21 protein-coding genes and 1 pseudogene are annotated in these 22,852 nt (G+C 64.2%); 7 read left to right on the forward strand and 15 right to left on the reverse strand.

Annotated features, from left to right (window positions below; all coding sequences use genetic code 11):
• Positions 1 to 25 precede the first annotated feature (25 nt).
• A complete protein-coding gene (locus tag MTX19_RS03965) occupies positions 26 to 820 on the reverse strand; it encodes a hypothetical protein (protein ID WP_348638385.1) in 795 nt (264 codons plus the stop codon).
• 32 nt (positions 821 to 852) lie between these two features.
• Positions 853 to 1,119 (reverse strand): annotated as a pseudogene (locus MTX19_RS03970) (hypothetical protein); the annotation flags it as partial.
• Between the two features lie 202 nt (positions 1,120 to 1,321).
• Between MTX19_RS03970 and MTX19_RS03975 the strand changes: the two are divergent.
• Positions 1,322 to 1,768 (forward strand): isoprenylcysteine carboxylmethyltransferase family protein, encoded by a 447-nt coding sequence (locus MTX19_RS03975; RefSeq protein ID WP_280974339.1) that lies wholly within the window; start codon positions 1,322 to 1,324, stop codon positions 1,766 to 1,768.
• A 30-nt stretch (positions 1,769 to 1,798) separates the two neighbouring features.
• On the opposite strand, the gene MTX19_RS03980 is transcribed toward MTX19_RS03975, so the two are convergent.
• Both MTX19_RS03980 and lepA read right to left on the reverse strand, forming a co-directional pair.
• Positions 1,799 to 2,128, reverse strand: a complete 330-nt coding sequence (locus MTX19_RS03980) for a hypothetical protein (RefSeq protein ID WP_280982527.1) — start codon at positions 2,126 to 2,128, stop codon at positions 1,799 to 1,801.
• Positions 2,129 to 2,239: 111 nt separating this feature from the next.
• The gene (gene lepA, locus MTX19_RS03985; RefSeq protein ID WP_280982528.1) at positions 2,240 to 4,051 is read right to left on the reverse strand and encodes a translation elongation factor 4; all 1,812 of its coding nucleotides are present in this window, start codon (positions 4,049 to 4,051) and stop codon (positions 2,240 to 2,242) included.
• A 393-nt stretch (positions 4,052 to 4,444) separates the two neighbouring features.
• Here lepA and MTX19_RS03990 point away from each other — a divergent pair, with 393 nt between their 5' ends.
• A complete protein-coding gene (locus MTX19_RS03990) occupies positions 4,445 to 6,043 on the forward strand; it encodes a glycosyltransferase family 39 protein (protein WP_280982529.1) in 1,599 nt (532 codons plus the stop codon).
• A gap of 15 nt (positions 6,044 to 6,058) precedes the next feature.
• Here the strand turns inward: MTX19_RS03990 and MTX19_RS03995 are convergent, their stop codons facing one another.
• From MTX19_RS03995 to MTX19_RS04015, 5 genes are all read right to left on the reverse strand, one after another.
• Positions 6,059 to 6,385: an HPr family phosphocarrier protein gene (locus MTX19_RS03995; protein WP_280982530.1), complete on the reverse strand. Its 327-nt coding sequence runs from the start codon at positions 6,383 to 6,385 to the stop codon at positions 6,059 to 6,061.
• Positions 6,382 to 6,783, reverse strand: a complete 402-nt coding sequence (locus tag MTX19_RS04000) for a PTS sugar transporter subunit IIA (RefSeq protein ID WP_021076632.1) — start codon at positions 6,781 to 6,783, stop codon at positions 6,382 to 6,384. Before MTX19_RS04000 ends, MTX19_RS03995 begins: the two co-directional genes overlap by 4 nt.
• An 87-nt stretch (positions 6,784 to 6,870) precedes the next feature.
• On the reverse strand, positions 6,871 to 7,437 hold the full coding sequence (locus MTX19_RS04005) for an HPr kinase/phosphatase C-terminal domain-containing protein (protein ID WP_280982531.1): 567 nt from the start codon (positions 7,435 to 7,437) through the stop codon (positions 6,871 to 6,873).
• Entirely contained in the window at positions 7,434 to 9,242 is a 1,809-nt protein-coding gene (locus MTX19_RS04010; protein ID WP_280974331.1) for a sensor histidine kinase, read from the reverse strand. The genes MTX19_RS04005 and MTX19_RS04010 overlap by 4 nt, the downstream gene beginning before the upstream one ends.
• A gap of 115 nt (positions 9,243 to 9,357) precedes the next feature.
• Positions 9,358 to 10,059, reverse strand: a complete 702-nt coding sequence (locus MTX19_RS04015) for a response regulator transcription factor (protein ID WP_139479670.1) — start codon at positions 10,057 to 10,059, stop codon at positions 9,358 to 9,360.
• Between the two features lie 238 nt (positions 10,060 to 10,297).
• Between MTX19_RS04015 and MTX19_RS04020 the strand changes: the two genes are divergently transcribed.
• Positions 10,298 to 11,032, forward strand: coding sequence for a DUF2470 domain-containing protein (locus tag MTX19_RS04020; protein WP_280982532.1), 735 nt, complete (start codon positions 10,298 to 10,300; stop codon positions 11,030 to 11,032).
• Positions 11,033 to 11,941: 909 nt separating this feature from the next.
• Positions 11,942 to 13,558 carry a phosphoenolpyruvate carboxykinase gene (locus tag MTX19_RS04025; protein ID WP_280982533.1) on the forward strand — a complete coding sequence of 539 codons (1,617 nt, stop codon included), beginning with the start codon at positions 11,942 to 11,944 and terminating at the stop codon, positions 13,556 to 13,558.
• A 231-nt stretch (positions 13,559 to 13,789) separates the two neighbouring features.
• Here the strand turns inward: MTX19_RS04025 and rocF are convergent, their stop codons facing one another.
• From rocF to MTX19_RS04040, 3 genes are all read right to left on the reverse strand, one after another.
• Positions 13,790 to 14,767 carry an arginase gene (rocF, locus tag MTX19_RS04030; protein ID WP_280982534.1) on the reverse strand — a complete coding sequence of 326 codons (978 nt, stop codon included), beginning with the start codon at positions 14,765 to 14,767 and terminating at the stop codon, positions 13,790 to 13,792.
• A 184-nt stretch (positions 14,768 to 14,951) separates the two neighbouring features.
• The gene (locus MTX19_RS04035; RefSeq protein WP_280982535.1) at positions 14,952 to 15,770 is read right to left on the reverse strand and encodes a thioesterase family protein; all 819 of its coding nucleotides are present in this window, start codon (positions 15,768 to 15,770) and stop codon (positions 14,952 to 14,954) included.
• Positions 15,771 to 15,985: 215 nt separating this feature from the next.
• Positions 15,986 to 18,496 (reverse strand): glycogen/starch/alpha-glucan phosphorylase, encoded by a 2,511-nt coding sequence (locus MTX19_RS04040; protein WP_280982536.1) that lies wholly within the window; start codon positions 18,494 to 18,496, stop codon positions 15,986 to 15,988.
• Between the two features lie 301 nt (positions 18,497 to 18,797).
• Between MTX19_RS04040 and MTX19_RS04045 the strand changes: the two genes are divergently transcribed.
• A complete protein-coding gene (locus tag MTX19_RS04045) occupies positions 18,798 to 19,031 on the forward strand; it encodes a hypothetical protein (protein WP_280982537.1) in 234 nt (77 codons plus the stop codon).
• Between the two features lie 335 nt (positions 19,032 to 19,366).
• On the opposite strand, the gene MTX19_RS04050 is transcribed toward MTX19_RS04045, so the two are convergent.
• Positions 19,367 to 19,657, reverse strand: a complete 291-nt coding sequence (locus MTX19_RS04050) for a GIY-YIG nuclease family protein (protein ID WP_280982538.1) — start codon at positions 19,655 to 19,657, stop codon at positions 19,367 to 19,369.
• Between the two features lie 197 nt (positions 19,658 to 19,854).
• Between MTX19_RS04050 and MTX19_RS04055 the strand changes: the two genes are divergently transcribed.
• Positions 19,855 to 20,286: a hypothetical protein gene (locus tag MTX19_RS04055; RefSeq protein WP_280985849.1), complete on the forward strand. Its 432-nt coding sequence runs from the start codon at positions 19,855 to 19,857 to the stop codon at positions 20,284 to 20,286.
• A 64-nt stretch (positions 20,287 to 20,350) separates the two neighbouring features.
• On the opposite strand, the gene MTX19_RS04060 is transcribed toward MTX19_RS04055, so the two are convergent.
• The gene (locus MTX19_RS04060; RefSeq protein ID WP_280982539.1) at positions 20,351 to 21,145 is read right to left on the reverse strand and encodes a DUF2865 domain-containing protein; all 795 of its coding nucleotides are present in this window, start codon (positions 21,143 to 21,145) and stop codon (positions 20,351 to 20,353) included.
• A gap of 209 nt (positions 21,146 to 21,354) precedes the next feature.
• Positions 21,355 to 21,918, reverse strand: a complete 564-nt coding sequence (gene pyrE / locus MTX19_RS04065) for an orotate phosphoribosyltransferase (protein WP_280974322.1) — start codon at positions 21,916 to 21,918, stop codon at positions 21,355 to 21,357.
• A 266-nt stretch (positions 21,919 to 22,184) separates the two neighbouring features.
• Between pyrE and MTX19_RS04070 the strand changes: the two genes are divergently transcribed.
• Positions 22,185 to 22,811, forward strand: a complete 627-nt coding sequence (locus MTX19_RS04070) for a glutathione S-transferase family protein (RefSeq protein WP_280982540.1) — start codon at positions 22,185 to 22,187, stop codon at positions 22,809 to 22,811.
• Positions 22,812 to 22,852: the final 41 nt, after the last annotated feature.

Here is a 22,852-nt window from a genome sequence, read left to right on the forward strand (position 1 = left end):
GAGGAGCGAAGCGACGAACGCATGGCTAACGCGCCGATGGCGGCGCGGCCAGATTGGCCGACAGGATCGCCTTGCCGGCGTCCTCATATTGCGTGTCGCGTGCCTGGATCTGCTGTGCGATCGCATGCATGTCGCGGAAGCGCCGCTCGAACGGATTTTTTGCGAACACCGCGGTGGCGCCGGCCATGTGATAGGCGGTGTCGACCACGGCCGCCGATTGATGGATGGTCCAGGTCCCTGCACGGCGTTGTTGTCGCGCATCGCCTTCAGCCCTTGCGGCGTCTTGCCGCGCGCAAGCTCGGTCGCCGCGTCCAGCATGGCGCGTGCGACGCCGAGCGAGGTGGCGGCAAAGCCCATGCTGAACACCATGTTGGTGGAGAGCTTGTACAGCGGTCCCTGCTCGCGAAGGGCGGTGGGATCGTCGCGCAGTGCGGCGAATTTCTCGGGGATGAAGAGATTTTCGACCGAGTAGGAATCGGTGCCGGTGCCCTTCAGCCCGATCACGTCCCAGACGTCGTGCAGGGTGGCCGACGACACCGGGAACAGGATGGTGCGGATTTCCGGCGAGCCGTCCGGCTTCCTGCGCTGCGAGCCGTCGGCCTCGACGACGCGGACATGGGCGCCGAGCCAACTTGCCTGCCGCGAGCCGGAGGCGAAGTCCCAGCGTGCGCTGGCGCGGTAGCCGCCGGGCTCGGCGCGCACCTCGTGCGCGATCGCGCCCCAGGCCAGGATGCCGGGCGCGGTGTTGAAGATCTCGCTGGCGGCGTCGGGATCGAGATAGGCCGCAGTCATGGCGCAGACGCTGCACTGGCCGAGGCACCAGGCCGTCGACGCGTCGGCCTTGGCGATCTCCTCCTGCATCTGCATGAACGCGTCCAGTGTAGCCTCGGCGCCGCCAAAACTCTTCGGCAGCAGCGCGCGATACAGCCCGTTCTCGACGAGTGCGGACGTGACGGCCGGTGTCAGCCGCCGCGTGCGTTCGATCTCGTCGGCTTCGCTTGATATCAGCGGCGCCAGCGCGCGTGCCCGCTCGACGAGGTCGAAACCCTGCGGCTTGTTCATGCCTTTCCTCAGCCCCTTTTCGCGTTTTTGTTGGGCGGGTGCGCGATGGTGGCCCATCCCGTGGGCGAGGGCAAGGTGGGATAGCGCCGTCGCAGATCAGCTATCGAAGTCTTGCGACGATCGGGCCCGTGCGAGTTGCGTCGCGACGGGCTGAATGACCGTCGCAATGGACTCAGGGCGAACATGTTTTTGTGGTAGGAGCGCGCTGCAGCCGCAGCTGAAATGCCGATTGTGCGTCTATTCCAGTGAGGTCCCGGCCATGCTCAAGCTCCCTCCGCCGATCTGGACGTTGATCTATCTCCTGCTTGGCGTGACGCTGAGCTGGTCGCTCGACTGGCCGAGGCTGCCCGGCCTGCCGCTTCCGCTGTTCGGACTTGCGTTGGTGGTCATCGCGTTCGGTCCGCCGGTGTGGGCTTTCGTCCTATTCCGGCGAGAGGGCACCGAAATCGAACCGACGTCGCCGACCAACCGGAAACTGGTGACCAGCGGTCCCTACCAGTTCACCCGCAACCCTATGTACCTGGGCCTCGTGCTGCTGGCCCTGGGCATTGCGATACGGGTTGGAGCCTGGCCGATGTTGATTGCGCCGGTCGGCGTATTCGCGACGGCCAATTGGGTTCACATTCCCTTCGAGGAAGCCAAGATGCGCCGGCAGTTCGGAGCAGCCTATGACGACTATGTCGCCCGGGTGCGGCGCTGGATCTAAGAGCGGCCGCGCGAACGCTCCACGCGCCTTCTATCCACAATTCCAGGCCCGTCCGATCGGCGTCCAGGTCCAGCACGGGCCAAAGCTGCCGCCATTGTAGCGTCCGCGATAAAATCCGGGCCGGCCGAAATAGTACCAATCACCGCCATACCAATACTGCGGCGCATAGTCCGGCAGGCCGCGAGCGGCGCCGCGTGGACCAAGCACTGGAATGGTGGGATTGGGCGGCTGTCTATAACCGGGCAGGAAGCCGTAGCCATGCCAGCGGGCGGTGTGCCGCTTCTTCGCCGAAGCGGCCGAGCTCAGGTCCGGTTGCAGCAACAGGAGAACGACGACTGCGAGTGACAATATGCGCGACATGATCGTAGCATAGTCGGCGCTCGGCTCAATGGCGATTCAAATCGCAGTGCGCTTTCATACGTTGCTGAGACAACGATAGACATCATCCGCGCCGGCGAACGGGCCGACGCGTCAGCTATCCACCTTGAGCGCGGCGATGAAGGCTTCCTGCGGGATGTCGACCTTGCCGAACTGCCGCATCTTCTTCTTGCCTTCCTTCTGCTTCTCCAGAAGCTTGCGCTTGCGCGTGATGTCGCCGCCGTAGCACTTCGCGGTGACGTCCTTGCGCAGCGCACGCACGGTTTCGCGCGCGATCACCTTGCCGCCGATCGCCGCCTGGATCGGGATCTGGAACATGTGCGGCGGGATCAGCTCCTTCATCTTCTCGACCATGGCGCGGCCGCGGCCTTCGGCGCGGGTGCGATGCACCAGCATCGACAGCGCGTCGACCGGCTCGGCGTTGACCAGGATCTGCATCTTCACCAAATCGGCCGGCTTGTAGTCGGTCAGGTGATAGTCGAACGAGGCGTAGCCCTTGGAGACCGATTTCAGGCGGTCGTAGAAATCGAACACCACCTCGTTGAGCGGCAGGTCGTATTTCACCATCGCGCGGGTGCCGACGTAAGTCAGCTCCTTCTGCGAGCCGCGGCGGTCCTGGCACAGCTTCAGCACGCTGCCGAGATATTCGTCGGGGGTGAGGATGGTGGCCTCGATCCAGGGCTCGTCGATCTCGGCGATCTTGACCACGTCGGGCATGTCGACGGGATTGTGGATCTCGAGCTCGCTGCCGTCGGTCAGCTTCATCTTGTAGATGACGCTCGGCGCGGTCGCGATCAGGTTGAGGTCGAACTCGCGCGACAGCCGCTCCTGGATGATCTCCAGGTGCAACAAGCCGAGGAAGCCGCAGCGGAAGCCGAAGCCGAGCGCGGCGGAGGTCTCCATCTCGTAGGAGAAGCTCGCGTCGTTCAGCCGCAGCTTGCCCATCGCCGCGCGCAGCGTCTCGAAGTCGTTGGCGTCGACCGGAAACAGGCCGCAGAACACGACCGGGATCGCGGGCTTGAAGCCCGGCAGCATCTCGCTGATCGGCTTCCGGTCGTCGGTGATGGTGTCGCCGACGCGGGTGTCGGCGACTTCCTTGATCGCCGCGGTGATGAATCCGATCTCGCCGGGGCCGAGCTCCTCGACCTGCTCCATCTTCGGGGTGAAGAAACCGACGCGCTCGATGTCGTAGGCGGCGCCGGTGCCCATCATCCGGATGCGCTGGCCCTTCTTCATCACGCCGTCGACCACGCGGATCAGCACGACCACGCCGAGATAGACGTCGTACCAGCTGTCGACCAGGAGCGCCTTCAGCGTCGCGTCGCGGTCGCCCTTCGGCGGCGGCAGGCGGGTGACGATCGCCTCCAGCACCTCGGGCACGCCGAGCCCGGTCTTGGCCGAGATCATCACGGCGTCGGACGCATCGATGCCGATCACGTCCTCGATCTGCTGCTTCACCTTCTCCGGCTCGGCGGCCGGCAGGTCGACCTTGTTCAGGACCGGCACGATCTCGTGGTTGTTGTCGAGCGCCTGGTAGACGTTGGCGAGCGTCTGCGCCTCGACGCCCTGGCTGGCGTCGACCACGAGCAGGGAACCCTCGCAGGCCGCCAGCGACCGCGAGACCTCGTAGGCGAAGTCGACATGGCCGGGCGTGTCCATCAGGTTGAAGATGTAATCCTTGCCGTCCTTGGCGCGGTAGTTCAGCCGGACGGTCTGCGCCTTGATGGTGATGCCGCGCTCGCGCTCGATGTCCATGGAATCGAGCACCTGCTCCTTGCCCGCCATTTCGCGATCCGACAGCCCGCCCGTCATCTGGATCAGGCGGTCGGCCAGGGTCGATTTGCCATGGTCGATATGGGCGACGATGGAGAAGTTGCGGATGTTGGAAATCGGGGCGGTTGTCATGGGGCGCGGGATAGCATCCGCACCCCCCAAGCGGCAACCATATTGCGGTATTTTGCAGCGGTGTGACGGCGAATCGCCGGGCGGCGTCGTGATCGATTTCCGGGCATGTTTCGGTCGGGTCTGGTGCTCCGGACCTTTCGATGCGCTGGACCTTGTCTCCGCTGGCGGACTGCTCGCTCTGCGGTTCGTTCCGCGGGCGGCAGCCGAAAAGCGCGTGGCGCTGGTCGTCGGCTGAGAGCGTCGTTCACGCCAAGCTGATTTCACTGGCGGCAAAAACGCGCTAAAGCGCGATGAAATCCGAACGAGATATCATCGCGCTTTCGTCTCCTGTTGGGCATGATCTTTTCGGAACACCGCTTCGCACTTGTCCGGATCATGCCGTAGGCACTGACTATGTCGACTGCCGCCTATCTCCCCGCCGCGCGGCGCGCGAACCGCCGGCTGACAATCCGCCGACTGGCCGCATGGCTGGTGTCGCGGGCCACGGATCCCAAAACCGGCCTGTGGCTCGTGATCAGCTTCGCGCTCGTCCACGCGGTGCTGTGGACGGAGATCCTCATCAAGCTCAAGGCCGCACAGGACGTCCACATGGACGTTGCGGAAGCCTATGCCTGGGGCCAGCGCTTCCTGCTCGGCTATGGCAAGCACCCGCCGCTGTCGGGCTGGATCGCCGGTGTCTGGTTCAAGTTCTTCCCGGTCGCCAACTGGTCGACCTACGCGCTTGCGATGGCGACCGTGAGTTTCGCCATGGTGGTCTGCTGGCTGATCGCGCTGCGCGTCGTCGACCGCCGCCGCGCGTTCTTCACGGTGGTGATGCTCGCGCTGTACCCGATCTTCAATTTCAAGGGCTTCAAGTACAACGCCGATCTGGCGCAGCTCGTGCCGTTGCCGCTTCTAGTGCTGGCCTATCTGAACGCGTTCGAGAAGCGGAGCGTGAGATCCGGTCTGTTGCTCGGCTTCGCCGGCGCGCTGGCGCTGATGACCAAATACTGGGTGCTGACCATGATCGGCGCGATCGGCCTTGCCGCGCTGATCCACCCGCAGCGGCTGCAGTTCCTGCGCTCGCCGGCGCCCTGGGTCGGGATCGGCACCATGCTCGTGCTGATGATCCCGCATCTGGTCTGGCTGGAGGAAGTGGATTTCCTGCCGCTCACCTATGCCGGCGACGTCTACGCGCTGTCGAGCCGCGCGCTCAACGTCCAGCTCGTGCTCGGCTATATCGGGCACAATCTCGGGCTGCTCGCCGCACCGGCCCTGCTCGGCCTGCTCGCGCTGTCGCTGAGCTCACTGTCGTGGCGGCCCGTGCGGATCTGGTCGGACCGGCCGAATCCGGAGCTCAATCGCGCGCAGGCGCTCAACGTCTGGATCGTCCAGTTCATCGTCGCGATCGGGCCGCCGCTCGGCGCGCTGGCATTCACGGTCTACATGAAGACCGATTGGGGCATCCCGCTGTTCTTCCTGGTGCCGCTCGCGCTGGTCGCGATTCCCCGCGTGCGGATGCCGCGCATGGCGCTGTTCACCGTCACCGCGATCTGGCTCGTGATCACGGTCGCCATGCTGTTCGCCGCGCCGAGCATCGCGACGCAGGAGATGGCGTCCAGCCACAACACAGCCTCGACCTATGCCGCGCGCTCCGAGCTCGCGCGCGAGCTGACCGAGACCTGGCAGGCCAAATTCCATTCGCGCTGGGCCGTCGTCGCCGCCCGCTCCGACATCAGCGAGCCGATGACGTTCTACAGCCCCGATCATCCGGCCGCGATCACGCCCGGCGAGGTATCGTCCGGATTGACCTCGCTCGAGGAAGCCAAGCGTTACGGTTTCATCGGCATCTGCGACACCACCGATCCGGTCTTCCTGAAGCCGTGCGAAGAGTGGATGGCGGAGCATGCCAAGGCTGCCGAGCCGCTGGTGATGACCACGCAGCGGTTCTTCCATGGCCATCCCGGCCCGTCGACGGTGTGGAAGGTCTATCTGGTGCCGCCGGCGAAGTAGCGGCGCCAACGCGGCCTACGCGCCTTCTTCGTTGAATTTGCTGGCGACGAGCTCAGCGATGGCGTCGAGCACACTCTGCGCTTCGGGGCCCTTCGCGGAGACGATCACCGTCGTGCCGGGCCCGGCGGCGAGCATCATCAGGCCCATGATCGAGGTGCCGCCGACGGTCTCGCTGCCGCGCGTGACCCAGACCTCGGCGTTGAAACGCTCGACCGTCTGGACGAATTTGGCGGAGGCGCGGGCGTGCAGGCCGCGCTTGTTGACGATCAGGAGTTCACGGGAGATGGCGCCCGCTGGCACGCTCGGGCCGACGTCGTTCGCGCCCGAGGTCTCGTCGCTCATTTGCCTGCAAGGACGCGGCTGGCGATGGTGACGTATTTGCGGCCGGCTTCCTGGGCCATCGCGATCGCATCGGGCAACGAGCGCTCCTCGCGAACCTTGGCAAGCTTGACCAGCATGGGAAGATTGATGCCTGCGAGCACTTCCACCTTAGGGCGGCTCATGCAGGAGATCGCAAGGTTCGACGGCGTGCCGCCGAACATGTCGGTGAGGATCGCGACGCCGTCGCCGCTATCGACGCGATTCACCGCTTCGATGATATCGCTTCGACAGAGATCGGAATCGTCCTCCGCTCCGATCGTAATTGCCTCAATTTGTTTCTGCGGACCCATCACGTGTTCGAGCGCCGCTCTGAACTCGTCGGCAAGGCGCCCATGGGTCACCAGCACTAGACCAATCATCGGAAACTCCTCGTGGGCGCTCTTTGGTGCACCGCACGAACGCGCCACTTTGACCATCCAGAGGCCCTGCGCAAGAGGGCATCTTGGCTAGTCTCCCTGTTCCTGGCGGTAGAGAGGGGAGGCTGCGCCGACCAAATCGGACGCGATAGTGGATGTGATATGGTTACCAATTTCCTTTCCACAATCGGCCGCAAGATTACCGGGATATGAACTCTCGGTTGTCGTCAGCGCGGCGACAACCAGCGGCAGGGGTTGGACGCCGATGCCGATCGGGATTCTTGGTAATAAAACACCGTTTAGGCAGGTCTTCAGGGCCTCCGGCGGCGGCAGCCGTTCCGCGTCGTCGGCCGCGAGGTCGACCACAAGCCCCACCCGGGCCTCGGCGACAAAGTCGCAGCGGCGGATTCCGAGGCCACGGATCTCGATCAGGCCGGCCAGCTCCCGTGCCGGGCGAACCCACAATTGTTCGTCGGCTGTGTCGAGATGGACACGGTCGTCACCCACCAAAATGGCTGTCGGAACCTGTCCGGAGCGGCCGGCAAGAATCAGGTCGAACGCCAGGCGGGACTTGCCGGCGCCTGACGGCCCCCGGATCAGCACGGCACGCTCGCCGACGAGAACGGCGGACGCATGCACGCTGACATTGCGGCTCATAGTATCGGCAGCCTGACCACGAAGCGCGCGCCGGCGACCGTGGGCTTGCCGTCCTCACCGGCCGGGCCCAGGCGATTTTCCGCCCAGATGCGCCCGCCATGCGCTTCGATGATCTGCTTGGAGATCGAGAGTCCAAGGCCGGAGTTCTGGCCAAAGCCCTGGTGCGGCCGGTCGGTGTAGAAGCGCTCGAAGATCCGCTCCAGCGCATCCTGGCCGATGCCGGGCCCGTCGTCGTCGACGACGATCTCGACCTCGTTGCGGATGCGCCGGCAGACGATGCGCACCTTGTCGCCGGGCTTGGAGAAGGACTGCGCGTTCGACAGCAGGTTCGAGATCACCTGGCCGAGCCGCGAATCATGGCCCGGCACCGAGAATGTGTCGGTCGGTCCGCGGCCGTCGAAGCGGGCCTCCACTGCGACGTCGTGGCCGAGCCGTGTCTCATTGGCGACGCCGGTCAGCGTCGTCAGCAGCCGGCGCAGATCGACCTGCGCCATGTCCTGCCGTTGCAACTCGGCATCGAGCCGGCTGGCGTCCGAGATGTCGGAAATCAGGCGATCGAGCCGCCTGACGTCGTGCTCGATCACGGCGAGCAGCCGCGCGCGGCTGCTGTCGTTGCGTGCCAGCGGCAGCGTCTCCACCGCTGAGCGCAGCGACGTCAGCGGATTCTTGAGTTCATGCGCGACATCGGCAGCGAACATCTCGATCGCCTCGATGCGGCTGTAGAGCGCGTTGGTCATGTCGCGCAGCGCGCCGGAGAGATGGCCGATCTCGTCGCGGCGCCCGGTGAAGTCGGGAATCTCGACGCGGGTCTGGATGCGGTGGCGGACGCGCTCGGCACCGTCGGCGAGCCGCCGCACCGGACCTGCGATCGTGCTTGCCAGCAGGAGCGACAGCATGATCATGACCGCGGAGGCGACGCCGCCGACCTTCAGGATGGCGAGGCGTTCGGACATCACCATCTGGTCGATGTCGTCGCCCTGGGTGGTCAGCATCAGCGCGCCGCGCACGGCTCGGAAGTGCTGCACGGGGACCGCGACCGACACCACGACGGCACCGCGCTCGGTGACGCGGACCATGCTGCTGTTCAATCCCTCGAGCGACTGCGCGACTTCCGGATAGCCCTTGCCGCCTTCGGGCCCGAGTTCGCGGTAAATCGGCAGGTCGCCGCGGTTGAACCAGGTCTTGATCGAGATCTTGGCTCTCTCGTACAGCGACGGCTTCTCCGATGGCGGCGGCAGCTCCATGCGAAGCACGTCGCCGCGCGCGAACAGGTTGCGGCTGTCGAGGATCAGTCCGCCGTCACGGTCGAAGATGCGGGCCCGCGTCTTGGTCGGCGCGATCAGGCGGCGCAGGATCGGCGCGACGCGCTCGGGATTGATCGGGAAGTCCGCCGATTCATCCGGCTGGCCAAAACTCTCGCCGGGCTTCAGGTCGAGCAGGCGATCGGGATCGATGGTGACGGTGTTGCCTTCGACGGTCGCCGACGCAGCGATCGCCTCCGAGATGATCTCGGCATAGACCATGAGGCTCTGCGTGCGCGCCTCGATCAGGCCGGCACGGAACTGCGAGAGATAGAGGATGCTGGCGACCAGCGCGACAAGTCCGGCCAGGTTGAGCGAGACGATGCGGCGCGTCAGGCTCGAGAACGACAGCGCAAAGAAAAACTGGCCGGCACGGCGCAGCCAGCCGAGCGGGCGCCGCCAGCCTTTCTCCTGCGCCACGTCGTCAGCTACTGCATCATGTTCGAGGAGCTGTGACGCGTCCTCGGTGTTCAGTCCCTGCTCGGGCTGCGTTCGATCAAGCACTGGCAAAGCTGCCGGTTGGTTTGGATGTCGTCCCGCGAAGCACGCAATCGCCCGCGCAACCTTACCCCAGCCGCGCGGGCCCTGTCAGTTAACAAAGCGCCCCTGGAAGCGCAGATCAGGCTTCCTTGAAGCGATAGCCGACGCCATACAGCGTCTCGATCATCTCGAACTCGTCGTCCACCACCTTGAACTTCTTGCGCAGCCGCTTGATGTGGCTGTCGATGGTGCGGTCGTCGACATAGACTTGGTCGTCGTAGGCGGCGTCCATCAGCGCATTGCGGCTCTTCACCACGCCGGGGCGGGTGGCGAGCGCCTGCAGAATCAGGAATTCGGTCACCGTCAGCGTGACCGGCTCGTTCTTCCAGGTGCAGGTGTGGCGCTCCGGGTCCATCCGCAGCAGGCCGCGGTCGAGCGCACGGGCGTCCGGCTCCTTCGGCGGGGCGGTCGGATCCTTGGGCTGGCCGCGGCGGAGCACGGCCTTGACGCGCTCGACCAGCAGGCGCTGAGAGAACGGCTTGCGGATGAAATCGTCGGCGCCCATTTTCAGGCCGAACAATTCATCGATCTCCTCGTCCTTGGAGGTGAGGAAAATCACCGGCAGGTCGGACTTCTGCCGCAACCGTCGCAGCGTCTCCATGCCGTCCATGCGCGGCATCTTGATGTCGAGGATCGCAAGATCGGGCGGCGAGGTGCGAAAACCATCCAGCGCCGATGCTCCGTCCGTATAGGTCATGATACGATAGCCTTCGGCTTCGAGCGCAATCGAGACGGAAGTGAGAATGTTGCGGTCGTCGTCGACCAAGGCGATTGTGGGCATGTGCTGCTTTCACAATGAGAGTGGCTTAAGCGGCGGGCATTCCAGCGACGCGCCGTACAATAGGGCTTCGAACGCAGTCAACGAGCAATGCAAGCTGGGCTGAAGTGTGACCGAGTTCCGCAAAAACGCTTCTGCGACCCATGCGTTGGACCCCCATATAGCACCCTGAGATGATGAGGAAAGGCCCTTTTTCGCTAAGAAATCGGCCGGTTCCGCAATAAAATGACCCGATAGACCCATGCAACCGACCCCCGATTTCAATCCCGCTCACCAGGTCCGCTCGCTGCTTCGACGCAGCCGCCAGGGGGCGCTCGCCACACTGATGGCCGGCAGCGGCGATCCCTATTGCTCGCTGGTCAATCTGGCGGCCCATCCGGACGGCTCGCCGATCCTGCTGATCTCGCGCCTAGCGCTGCATACGAAGAACATCCTGGCCGATGGCAGGGTCTCGCTCATGCTGGATGAGCGCGCCGAAGGAGATCCGCTGGAAGGGGCGCGGATCATGCTGGCGGGTCGGGCGGAGGAGGCCGCCGCGGTTGAGACACCGCTGCTGCGCCGGCGCTATCTTGGCGCCCATCCCTCCGCCGAAGCTTTTGTAGACTTTAAGGATTTTGCATTCTTTCGGATCCGGCCCAGCGGCGCCCATCTGGTCGCCGGATTTGGCCGGATCATCGATCTGAAGCCGGGGCAGTTTCTGACCGATCTGAGCGACGCTGCGCCCCTGCTGGAGGCAGAGGCGGGCGCGGTGGCGCACATGAATGAAGATCACCGCGAGGCGATGAATCTCTACGCCACGCGCCTGCTTGGGGCAGAGAGCGCGGATTGGATCTGCACCGGCTGCGATCCCGATGGCATGGACATGCAGGCGGACCGCAAGACGCTGCGGCTCGACTTCTCCGAAAGGGTTACGACCAGTGCGGAATTGCGCAAGATGCTGGTCCGCCTCGCCGGCGAGGCGCGCGCCAAGGGATAGTTCAAAAAGAACAATCCGAACGATTGTCGGCCGACCGAGCCGCGTTGCCGTCGTCGCGACGAGGCATGGTGTCGCATGGCCGCGGCTCGCTGTGCATTCGTCGAGACCCAGCGCGGCGTCTGGTGATGGGGACCTTTGCCGCGCGCCTGACAGCGCGATCATCTTGCGCAGGCGGATTGTCACCGCCGACGAACCGAATGCGGTCGAAGAAAATCATGGCGTCACCGCGGGAAGATTCGATCGCGATGGGTGGAGCGCTGTAGCGCGCCTGGTTCGCTGATTGCGGTATCATCTACGGCGCTGCGCGGCCTCGCCGCAGACGATGAGATATGTATTGCGGAACCTTTGCCCCAGTTGTGCATTACAGCAATTCAGCTTCGGCGATGGCTCGTTGGCCTTGATCGAAGTTGCGCGACTGAAGCTCGGTGCCGATCAGGTGGTGCTGCCCCGTGCAACACGATAGTGGGCGACATGCGCGACGCAGCGGCGTTGCGTCAGGTCCTGCCGAAGCAACTCAACGACGTATCATCGCCGCGAAATGCATACCCGGCATTCTCGGTACTCTTGGCGTTGATCGGAGCGGGCGCGCTCCACGCACTGGCACCATTTGTGCATCGCAGTGCCATGGTTTCGGGGAAAACCGCGATCAAACCTCGCGCGACTCCCGTGAAATAGACAGGAAAACGAAAGCGAAGCGAAACAGTCCCGCGCTGCGGTATATGCGTCAAATGATCTGCCTGCCTTGGAATAAACCAAAACCCGGTCGACTAGCTTGGCAAGCCCGGCGATCCCCACTATTAGGTCGCCGGACCGGAGCCGGAAGGCTATATTCAACAGGCGGTCACCGCGGCGGGGCGCGATTGGCGACATTCGCGCGAACAAGGATACGCGGGTTCGAGGAGGTTCTTCGTGCAAGAGACGGGCGTGCATAACGGTGCCTTCGGCGCCGACAAATTCGGCTTAAAAAATCTCAAGGGCGTTCACTGGAACTACGGTGCGCCCCAGCTCTATGAGCACGCACTGCGCAACAATGAAGCGGTGCTATCGGCCGATGGCGCGCTCTGCGCGGACACCGGCGTGTTCACTGGCCGCAGTCCGAAGGACAAGTTCACGGTCCGCGACGGCCTCACCGACAAGAGCATGTGGTGGGCTGGCAACCAGTCGATCACGTCGGAGCAGTTCGCTGCGCTCTATGCCGACTTCCTCAAGCACGCCGAAGGCATGACGCTGTTCGCGCAGGATCTCTATGGCGGCGCCGATGCCAAACATCGCATCAAGACGCGCGTCTTCACCGAGCTTGCCTGGCATTCGCTGTTCATCCGCACGCTCTTGATCCGTCCCGAGACGTCGGAGCTTGCGAGCTTCGTTCCCGAACTCACGATCATCGATCTGCCGAGCTTCCGCGCCGATCCGAAACGTCATGGCGTGCGCTCGGAGAACGTCGTCGCCATCGATTTCGCCCGCAAGATCGTCCTGATCGGCGGCTCGCAATATGCCGGCGAAATGAAGAAGAGCGTGTTCACCACGCTGAACTACTATTTGCCCGAGAAGGGCGTGATGCCGATGCACTGCTCAGCCAATGTCGGCCCCGACGGCGACACCGCGATCTTCTTCGGCCTCTCCGGCACCGGCAAGACCACGCTCTCCGCCGATCCGAAGCGCACGCTGATCGGCGATGACGAGCATGGCTGGAGCGAGGACGGCGTCTTCAATTTCGAAGGCGGCTGCTACGCCAAATGCATCAAGCTGTCCGGCGAAGCCGAGCCCGAGATCTATGCCGCCAGCAAGCGCTTCGGCGCCGTGCTGGAAAACGTCGTGCTCGGTGAAAAGGACCGCGTGCCCGATTTCGACGACGGCTCCAAGACGGAGAACACCCGCTCGGCCTATCCGCTCGACTTCATTCCGAACGCTTCGCGCACCGGCTGCGCGCCGCATCCGAAGAACGTAGTGATGCTGGCCGCCGACGCCTTCGGCGTGATGCCGCCGATCGCCAAGCTGACGCCGGCGCAGGCGATGTATCACTTCCTGTCCGGCTACACCGCGAAGGTCGCCGGCACCGAGCGCGGTCTCGGCAACGAGCCGCAGCCGGAATTCTCCACCTGCTTCGGCTCGCCGTTCCTGCCGCGCGATCCGTCCGTGTACGGCAACATGCTGCGCGAGCTGATCGCCAAGCACAATGTCGATTGCTGGCTGGTCAACACCGGCTGGACCGGCGGCAAGTACGGCACCGGCCGCCGCATGCCGATCAAGGTGACGCGTGCGTTGCTGACTGCCGCGTTGAACGGCAGCCTGCGCAACGCCGATTTCCGCACCGACCGGTATTTCGGCTTCGCGGTGCCGACCTCGCTGCCAGGTGTCGAGCCGCACATCCTCGATCCGATCAAGACCTGGGCCGACAAGGCCGAGTTCGACAAGACCGCGCGAGCGCTGGTCGGCATGTTCCAGAAGAACTTCGCCAAGTTCGAGAGCCAGGTCGACGCCGAAGTCCGCGCCGCCGCGCCGGAAGTGAAGCTGGCGGCGGAGTAAAACCGCGCGCACCGGTCTCGCGATTTGAAAAGGCGGCCTTCAAGGCCGCCTTTTCTGTTGTGATTCTCTGCTGCGCGCAGCGCACCGATGTCTTGCTCCGTCATCCTGAGGAGCGCGTAGCGCGTCGCGAAGGATGAACGGCCCGGCTGGTGGCCGTCGACCCTTCGATACGCGCGCAAGTGCGCGCTCCTCAGGGTGACGGAGCGGAAGTCGTGTGCGTTTCGCCACTCGCTATTCACCCATCTCCGGCAACACCGCGTTGCTCGGCGTCTGGCGGTCGGTGATCTGCAGGCCGAACAGGCTGCCGATCAATTCGACCGCGACGCGCGCGGTGCGGCCGCGCTCGTCGAGGAACGGATTGAGCTCGACGATGTCGAGCGAGCGCACCAGGCCGGAATCGTGCAGCAGCTCCATGATCAGATGCGCCTCGCGATAGGTCGCGCCGCCCGGCACCGTGGTGCCGACGCCGGGCGCCACCGCCGGATCGAGGAAGTCGACATCGAAGGAGACATGCAGCACGCCGTTTTTCGCCCTGACGCGCTCGATCACGCGGCGGGTCAGCACGGCGACGCCGAACTCGTCGATCTGGCGCATGTCGGCGATCGACACGTTCCGCTGCCGCAGCAATTTGCGCTCCAGCGGATCGACCGACCGCGTGCCGATCAGGTCGAGCTGATCGGGCGGTATCGAGGCGCGCGGCAGCCCGCCGAGCAGGTTGTCGAGGCCGTCCTCGCCGCACAGGAAGGCCGCCGACATGCCGTGCATGTTGCCCGTGATGGTGGTGGCCGGCGTGTTGTAGTCGGCATGCGCGTCAACCCACAGCGCGAACAGCGGCCGGCCCTTCTCCTGCCAGTAGCGCGCGACGCCATTGATCGACCCCATCGACAATGAGTGATCGCCGCCCATGAAGATCGGGATCGCGCCGGAATGCGCCAGCCAGTAGGCGCGCTCGGAGAGCGCGCGGGTCCAGGTCTTCACCTCGTCGTAGAATTTGGTGTTTGCCGGCACCGGGCCGTCGGCGACGACAGCCGGGATCGCCAGGTTGCCGTGGTCGTCAACGGAAAAGCCCAGCTGCTCGAGCAGGCGCGCGATCCCTGCCGTGCGCAGCGCATCCGGTCCCATCAGCGGACCGGCCTGCGCCGCGCCGATCTCGATGGGAACGCCAAGCAGCGCGATGCGCGAGGGTCTGGACGTGTCGGCTTCGGACATGCGGCAATGCTCCAAAGGCGAGAAACAGAAGCGATGCGCCAATGTTCCCTCAACCCCTGAAATAGGCAATCCGATCGTAACAGACCAATGTGGATATTTGCCTTCGCCTCCGGCTCCGATTGAATCAGAACCGAAGCTGGCATTTCCTCAGGTGAACCGTTGTCCGCTTCGCTCGAAAACGCTTCTAGGCCTTGAAATAAGCGATCTGCGTCGTGGTGGCGAGCAGGCGGCCGGACGGCGACCACAATTCACCGTGCTGGTCGCCGTAGCTTTTGTGGAAAATCTTGGCGTCCGCGACGGCGAGCACGCGGGTGGTGTCCTCTGCGTCGAGGTCGGCCGCGTCGACATGGAAATAGGTCGTCAGCGACACCGTGCCGAACGGCACCAGCTCGCGCCGCGCGTGGAAAACGCGGCCGAAGAAGGCATCCGACATCGACATCAGCGACAGCAAATCGACCTTGCGCGGGGCGCGGTCGGCGATCCAGAGCTTTGAATAGGCGCTCGACGGCTGCTTCGGTGCGGCGCCGCCGAGCTCCGGTTCGCCCTCGACGAAGCGGAAGTCGTATTGATTGGCCCAGGTCATCGCGAGTTTGGGATAGGACCGCAGCTGCTCGAACGGCGTGGCGCCGGGAAACGCGGCCGGCTGGTGCGACCATGACGGCCGGCGCTCGGCGAACACGGCGGTCGCCAGCGTTGCGACCTCGCCTCCTCCCTGGGTCATTTCGACCGACCAATGCTGGCTCGAGCGGTTGGCCTTCACGAGGCGGACGTCGAGATCGAACGTGCCTTCGGCGACCGGCGCGCAATAGTTCACGGTGAGCGCCAGCGGATCGCCCGCGCGCTGCGGATGCTGCATCAGCGCCCGCAGGATCGTTGCCGCGGTGCAGCCGCCGAACGGCCCGACGAACGCCCAGTAATCCGGGCTGGTGCGCCCCTGCCAGCGACTGTCGCCGGCGGTAACTGCGGTGGCTTCATCGAAAAGGTGCGGGGTCTTGGTGAGCATACGAGTCCTTAATCGCAGACGTCCGTCTCTGTCATTGCGAGCGAAGCGAAGCAATCCATGCTTCAACAAGCGGAGGCATGGATTGCTTCGTCGCTTCAGCGCAAAATACTCCGCAATTTTGTCGCGAGCTCCTCGCAATGACGCGCAACATCAGTACCTCGGCAAGCGCGCCGAACTCAATGACGTTGGACGTAATCGATTTCCGTGCCCCGGGATTATCCCTTGGCCTCGCGCTGAGTCCCGATCTGTGGCGGCGCGCTCGGGTGCACCGGCACGTGCCAGATGTCCTCGGCATATTCGCGGATGGTGCGGTCGGAGGAGAACCAGGCCATCCGCGCGACATTGAGGATCGAGGCGCGGGTCCAGGCCGGGATCACCTGCCAGCGCGCGTCGATGCCGCGTTGCGCGTTGTAGTAGGAATCGAAATCGGCCGAGACCATGTAGTGGTCGAGATAACGCAGCGCGTGGCCGATCGAGGCGAAGCGGGCGGGATCGCCGGGCGAGAACTCGCCGCTCTCGATGGCGCGGATCGCGCGCTCCAGCCGCGGCGATTTGCGGATCACGTCGCCAGCGTCCAGTCCCTGCTTGCGGCGGACCATGACGTCGCCGGCCTCCATGCCGAAGATCGCGATGTTCTCCGGCCCGACCCAGTCGCGGATCTCGATATTGGCGCCGTCGAGCGTGCCGATCGTCAGCGCGCCGTTCAGCGCGAGCTTCATGTTGCCGGTGCCGGAGGCCTCCATGCCCGCGGTCGAGATCTGCTCGGAGAGATCGGCGGCCGGGATGATCACCTCGGCGAGGCTGACATTGTAGTCGGCGAGGAAGGCGACCTTCAGCTTGCCGCCGAGTGAAGCGTCGTTGTTGACGATCTCGGCGACGTCGTTAATCAGCTTGATGATCAGCTTGGCGTAACGATAGCTCGCCGCCGCCTTGCCGGCGAAGATCTTCACGCGCGGCACCCAGTCGCGCTGCGGCTCATCCTTCATCGCGTGGTAGAGCGCGACCGTCTCCAGGATGTTGAGCAGCTGCCGCTTGTATTCGTGGATGCGCTTGATTTGTACGTCGAACAGCGCCGACGGATCGACCTTGATGTTGTTGCGCTCTCCGATCAGCCGCGCCAGCGCCAGCTTGTTGTGGTGCTTGACGTCGCGGAACGACGTCTGGAACTCGAGATCGCTTGAGTGGCTCTCGAGCCGTTCGAGCAGCGAGAAGTCGTCAAGCACGGCCTCGCCGCAGGTCTCGCGCAACAGCGCGGTCAGCCTCGGATTGGCCAGCATCAGCCAGCGGCGGAAGGTGATGCCGTTGGTCTTGTTGGTGATGCGCTGGGGATAGAGATGATGGAGATCGTGGAACACGGTCTCCTTCATCAGGTCGGAATGCATCGCCGAGACGCCGTTGATGCGATGCGAACCGACGAAGGCGAGCTGGCCCATCCGCACGCGGCGGCCGCTCTTCTCGTCGATCAGGGACACCGAGGCGCGATATTCGATGTCGCCGGGGCAACGCTCATCGGCGAGCGCGAGATGCTGCACGTTGATCCGGTAGATGATCTCGAGATGCCGCGGCAACAGCCGTTCAAACAGCTCGACGGGCCAGGTCTCCAGCGCCTCCGGCAGCAGCGTGTGGTTGGTATAGGACAGCGTGGCGACGGTGATCTTCCAGGCCTCGTCCCAGCGGAAATTGTTCAGGTCGACCAGGATGCGCATCAGCTCCGCGACGGCGAGGCTCGGATGGGTGTCGTTGAGCTGCACCGCGGCCTTCTGCGCGAGATTGCGCAAGCCGCCGTCGGATGCGAGATGCCGCTTCACGAGATCCTGCAGCGAGGCCGAGACGAAGAAATATTCCTGCCGCAGCCTGAGCTCACGCCCCGCAGCGCTTTCGTCGTTCGGATAGAGGAACTTGCAGATCGCTTCCGCGCGCGCCTGCTCGGCGCTCGCGGACACGTAGTCGCCGGTGTTGAAGACGTCGAGCTCAAGCGGGTCGGGCGCGTGCGCCGACCACAGGCGCAGCGCGTTGACGTGCTCGCCGCGCCAGCCGACGATCGGCGTGTCGTAGGCCATCGCCTCGACCGTCTCCGTCGGGTGCCAGGTGGCGCGATCGCGGCCGCGTTCGTCGACATGCTCGACATGACCGCCGAAATGAACGTTGTAGACCACCTCCGGCCGCTGGAACTCCCAAGGATTGCCGAAGGCGAGCCATTCGTCGGGATATTCCTGCTGCCAGCCGTGGTTGATGATCTGGCGGAACAGGCCGAAATCGTAGCGGATGCCGTAGCCGGTGGCGGGGATTGCAAGCGTCGCCATGCTCTCCATGAAGCATGCGGCGAGGCGGCCCAGGCCGCCATTGCCGAGCGCGGCGTCCGGCTCGCATTTGCGCAAGTCCGAGAGGTCGACGCCGAGATCGCCAAGCGCGGCCTCGAACAGCGGCAACAGACCCATATTGTTCAGCGCGTCGGTGAACAGGCGGCCAATCAGGAACTCGAGCGAGAGATAATAGACGCGCTTGGCGCCGGCGTCGTAGCTCTCCTTCTCGGCGCTCAGCCAGCGATGCACGATGCGGTCGCGCAGTGCCAGCGCCGCGGCCTTGTACCAGTCGCGCCTGGTCGCCGCGTTGGCGTCCTTGCCGATCGCAAGCCGGAGCTTGGCGAGAATCGCGCTCTTGATTTCGGCCAATGCCAGTTCGTCGACCGGCTGATTCAGTGCCGGGTAGTTTGTTTGTTCCTGCAACGCGCCAATCCCTGCCGTTCAGACTTCCGGATCATGACGCAATTGCACGCATCATGATCTCATCTCCTTATTCGAGCGTGGTCGTTTCGGAAACCGGTTCCACTTGCCCCGACCATACCCCAACACAATGATACGCACGTTGCACCGCAATCGAAACCATCGAGAGAGCCTGCCGTGCGCCGCGCTGCCGTGATTTTATGCAAGGACCGGGCCGATCTGGGAACCCTTCGAACCTGCCATCATCGGTGTTACGATTGGCTTCGAAGCCGACATTTGGCGACATTTTAGCGGAGGATGCGCGATGAGGCTATTGATCGAGATCGCGGCCGCAACCTTGCTCGTGGTCTGCATCAGCGCCACGAGCGCCGCTTACGCCGCAGGCAAGATCGGCCGCAGCGCCGACGGACTGAGCTGCCGCTTCAGCGTGACACCGAACGCCACCCCGGCCGCCCGCTGTGCTGCGATCAAGCGGCAATGCGGCGGCAAGTTCTACGCGAACGCATGCGGCGACAAACTGCTGTCGGCTGCAAGCTGAGCCGCTCGCGCAGGCCGCAAGACGGCTGGTTCATTCGCGCGCGGCGGCCGGTTCAAACACGCGTTTTTCCAGGTGGCGGCCCGCGCGCCGCGCGCATCGGGAACACCGTGGTGATACGGATTTCCAAGGCTTAACGAGTTCCTTACAAAATCGACTGCCGCGCGTGGGGCAGGCGCATTTCATACCGAAGCAATTTTTACGGCCGGGCCGCTGACATCGTTCAGCGGCCCTTATTGCTCTTGAAGGGCGCGCGAGTTGATTGGCTGGGTGCGTGAAGTCCTGTTCCGCTCCAACATCGTCGTCCTGGCGAAAGCCAGGACCCATTACCCCGCCCGTCAAATGAGGCCCGACCGGTCGTTCCAGTCGGGATTTTCTGCTTCGATCAATTTGATCTTCCACTCGCGTTTCCAGAACTTCAGTTGCTTCTCACGCGCAATGGCTTCCTGCGGCGTGGCGAATTCTTCCACATGAACGAGACGGAAGATCTTGTACTTCTGCACGAACCTGGAGCCATGACCTGAACGATGCTGTTCGAGCCGCGTCCGAAGGTCGTTGGTGACGCCGATGTAGAGCGTTCCGTGATGATGGCTTGCCAAGATGTAGACGTAGTAGCTGCCTGCACTCATGGGTCGGCTCAAGCTCACAAGATGACGACCTGCCGGGGTAATGGGTCCTGGCTTTCGCCAGGACGACGTCCTTGGATGGTGCTATTAACTCCATCGGAACAAATTAAGAACACTTTAGCAAGTCTTTGATATATCATTGTGATTCGACGCCTGCGCCGACACAATATCTATGGTCTATCAGCCTCCGCGAGGACTACATGTCCACCATCGCCTTTGATCAGTTTGCCCTCACCCGCATTGCGGATTTCGCCCGCTCGTTGTCGCGGCTGCATCAGGCCTCGCGGCGCCAATGGGTCGATGACGACCAGCTCGACCGCGAGTTCAACGCGGTCTGCATGTCGATCTGGGGCTACACCACGGACGATTTCAGCGACGATCTGTTCTCGCTCGAGGATCACGCCTGGCTCGATTCGCTCGACGAGGCGCACGCGCGCATCTTCGCCGCCGAGCAGGGCTACGATCTCGTCGACGATCACGGGATGCTGACGGACTGGTGGGGCTATTGCTGGATGATCCTCGCCGAGAAGCGCGGCATCCTCAATCCGGAGAACCGTGCCGCCGCGCGCGCGGCGATCGAGGACAAATATCGGGCCGCGCCAAACGTGATCGGCGTGATCGTCGGGCGGTAGCACTGGTCGGGTCGATATTCCGGCTTCGATGCTCTGCATCGCCCCGGAATGACGGCGCGAGCCGTCAGTTCGCTTGCGCCCGCTTGGCCGGCTTCGGCGCCGTGGTTTTCGGCACCGCCGAGGACGGGGCCGAGGGCGCGGCGTCGCGGCTGGTTTCCGGCGGCGGCGCGTCGCTGGCGACATCGGCGCTGACCGGCGCGACCTTCATTTCACCGAGCCGGGCGCGGACCGCTGCCGTCAGCCCGGGATAGGACGCGACCGGCGTGAAGTCGAACGCCTGGTCGTTGCCGACGCGGATGCCGGTATAGGCGACAAGTCCGTCGGTGGTGGCGACTACGTCGCCGGCACGCAACGAGGCGTCGAGTGCGAGGTCGACCGGCGCAAGGCCGGCCGGATCGCGGCCGTTGCAGGTGCAGTCGGCGCGCAGCGCCTTGCGATAGGCGTAGGCGTTCTCGCTGTCGGCGTAGCGCTCGCCCGCGGTCGACGAGGCGCTGTCGATATTGCTGCCGTAGTAAACCTTGGTTGGGCTCGCCGGGCAGAAGGCCTGGCAGAGCTGCACCGGCGTGGCGTTGCCGCGCATGGTCAGCGGGAAATACTTGCCGTCGCAGCTGCGCACGCAGAAGGCCGGCCCCGATCCGGCGACGCGCGGCGCGGACACCGGCGCGGACGGCCGTTCAGCCTGCTGATTGAGGCCGAACGGGTCGGCAAAGAAATTGGCTTGCGGCGGGGCCTGGCGCGCCTGTCGCTTTTGCCCACCGCCGAAGAAGAAGTCGAGCAGGCCCTCGGCCGATACGCGAGCAGGCATGCACATGGTGACGCCCGCCAGCGTCGCGGTCACAAGCATCACGCGACGCTGCATGCGCCGATCATTCAATCCTGTACGCAACGCTCGCTCCACCCAACAGAAAGCGCCGTGGCGATCGCTGCCCCGGCACGATTCACCCTAGTGTGGGATGGTAAACGAGCGATTGATTGTGGTGAATCTACGGAGGGAAGCAGCGTGCGGCTGGTTCCATTCGTCATGCCCGGGTCAAACCCGGGCACGACGATAGAGGATGCGGTGAGAACTCAGCCCCTTAGAAACTCGCCTGCCGTGTACAGCGCGCGGAACGGCAGTCCGGCTTCTGCAAAGGTTTCGGTTGCGCCTTCCTCGCGGTCGACCATGGTGAAGACGAGCGCGACTTCTCCGCCGGCCTCGCGCACGGCTTCCACCGCCTTCAGCGCCGAGCCGCCGGTCGTGGTGACGTCCTCCACGATCACGATGCGCTTGCCTTGAAGCGTCTCGCCCTTGGCGAGTCCTTCGACCGAGAGCCGCGCGCCATGTTCCTTCGGCTTCTTGCGCACGAAGAACGCCGCGATCGGGTGGCCCTTCAGCCAGGAGAGCTGTGCGATGGCGCCGGCGAGCGGCACCGCGCCCATCTCGAGGCCACCGACGAAATCGAGCTTGTCGTCCTTCAGCGCCTCATAGGTGAGCTCGGCGAGCAGCGCCGCGCCTTCGGGGTCGAGCATCGTCGGCTTCAGGTTGAAATAGAAATCGCTCTTGCGGCCCGAGGCCAGCGTGATCTCGCCGCGTCCAAACGAACGCTTGCGAATGATCTCGGCGAGGCGGGCACGGGAGGCTGATTTCGACAAGGTTTTTTCCTACGGGTTCGAGGCGGGCGGCAATGTATCGGCGCTTTTCGCCACATTCCAGCGCGGAAATTACGCCGTCAACAGCGCCCGCGCGGCGATTTTCGGCGGACACATGTGCGGAAAGCGCGGGTTGTGCCGCCTTCCGGTTCCCCGTAAGCAGGCGCCAAAGCTGAGATCATGTTGCGGTTGCATCATGATCTCAGCTCATTGATCGAGCATGAAAGTCGGCGTCCACTTTTCCGGATCATGCCCGCGGGGAAGCGAAAATGACCATCGAACTCTACACCTGGAACACGCCGAACGGCCGCAAGATTTCGGTGGCGCTGGAGGAAATGGGGCTGCCCTACAAGGTGATCCCGGTGAACATCACCAAGGGCGAGCAGATGGCGCCCGCCTTTCTCGAAATCAGCCCAAACAACAAGATCCCCGCGATCGTCGACCCCGATGGCCCCGGCGGCAAGCGCGTCAGCATCTTCGAGTCAGCCGCGATCCTGCTCTATCTCGGCGAGAAGACCGGCAAGTTCCTGCCGAAATCGCTGGCGGACCGGATTCCGGTCTATGAGTGGCTGATGTGGCAGATGGGCGGTTTCGGCCCGATGCCGGGGCAGGTGCACCATTTCATCGCGCTGGAGAACGAGCAGGACCGCGCCTATGGCCTCAAGCGCTACATGGCCGAGACGCGGCGGCTCTATGGAGTGCTGGATCGACGGCTTGCGGGGCGCGAATTCGTCGCCGGCGATCTCTCGGTTGCCGATTTCGCGATCCTCGGCTGGGCCTGGCGTCACCCGCGCCACAAGGTGGATCTGGCCGATTTCCCCAACGTCAAGCGCTGGTACGACGCGCTGATGGCCCGCCCTGCGACGAAGCGGGGCATGGAAGCGAAGCTGGATTGAGGGGGCGCTGAGCGCTCTTGCCTTCTCCCCTTGTGGGAGAA

This window comes from Bradyrhizobium sp. ISRA464 (assembly GCF_029910095.1).
Lineage (GTDB): Bacteria > Pseudomonadota > Alphaproteobacteria > Rhizobiales > Xanthobacteraceae > Bradyrhizobium.

Coding starts and splice junctions, on each gene's coding strand:
- MTX19_RS04060 (WP_280982539.1), bottom strand. CDS start 21,145: ATGCAGCGTCGCGTGATGCTTGTGACCGCGACGCTGGCGGGCGTCACC.
- MTX19_RS03980 (WP_280982527.1), bottom strand. CDS start 2,128: ATGTCGCGCATATTGTCACTCGCAGTCGTCGTTCTCCTGTTGCTGCAA.
- rocF (WP_280982534.1), bottom strand. CDS start 14,767: ATGTCCGAAGCCGACACGTCCAGACCCTCGCGCATCGCGCTGCTTGGC.
- MTX19_RS04050 (WP_280982538.1), bottom strand. CDS start 19,657: ATGAGTGCAGGCAGCTACTACGTCTACATCTTGGCAAGCCATCATCAC.
- MTX19_RS04035 (WP_280982535.1), bottom strand. CDS start 15,770: ATGCTCACCAAGACCCCGCACCTTTTCGATGAAGCCACCGCAGTTACC.
- MTX19_RS03990 (WP_280982529.1), top strand. CDS start 4,445: ATGTCGACTGCCGCCTATCTCCCCGCCGCGCGGCGCGCGAACCGCCGG.
- MTX19_RS04005 (WP_280982531.1), bottom strand. CDS start 7,437: ATGAGCCGCAATGTCAGCGTGCATGCGTCCGCCGTTCTCGTCGGCGAG.
- lepA (WP_280982528.1), bottom strand. CDS start 4,051: ATGACAACCGCCCCGATTTCCAACATCCGCAACTTCTCCATCGTCGCC.
- MTX19_RS03975 (WP_280974339.1), top strand. CDS start 1,322: ATGCTCAAGCTCCCTCCGCCGATCTGGACGTTGATCTATCTCCTGCTT.
- MTX19_RS04070 (WP_280982540.1), top strand. CDS start 22,185: ATGACCATCGAACTCTACACCTGGAACACGCCGAACGGCCGCAAGATT.
- MTX19_RS04045 (WP_280982537.1), top strand. CDS start 18,798: ATGAGGCTATTGATCGAGATCGCGGCCGCAACCTTGCTCGTGGTCTGC.
- MTX19_RS03995 (WP_280982530.1), bottom strand. CDS start 6,385: ATGAGCGACGAGACCTCGGGCGCGAACGACGTCGGCCCGAGCGTGCCA.
- MTX19_RS04055 (WP_280985849.1), top strand. CDS start 19,855: ATGTCCACCATCGCCTTTGATCAGTTTGCCCTCACCCGCATTGCGGAT.
- MTX19_RS04000 (WP_021076632.1), bottom strand. CDS start 6,783: ATGATTGGTCTAGTGCTGGTGACCCATGGGCGCCTTGCCGACGAGTTC.
- MTX19_RS04020 (WP_280982532.1), top strand. CDS start 10,298: ATGCAACCGACCCCCGATTTCAATCCCGCTCACCAGGTCCGCTCGCTG.
- MTX19_RS04015 (WP_139479670.1), bottom strand. CDS start 10,059: ATGCCCACAATCGCCTTGGTCGACGACGACCGCAACATTCTCACTTCC.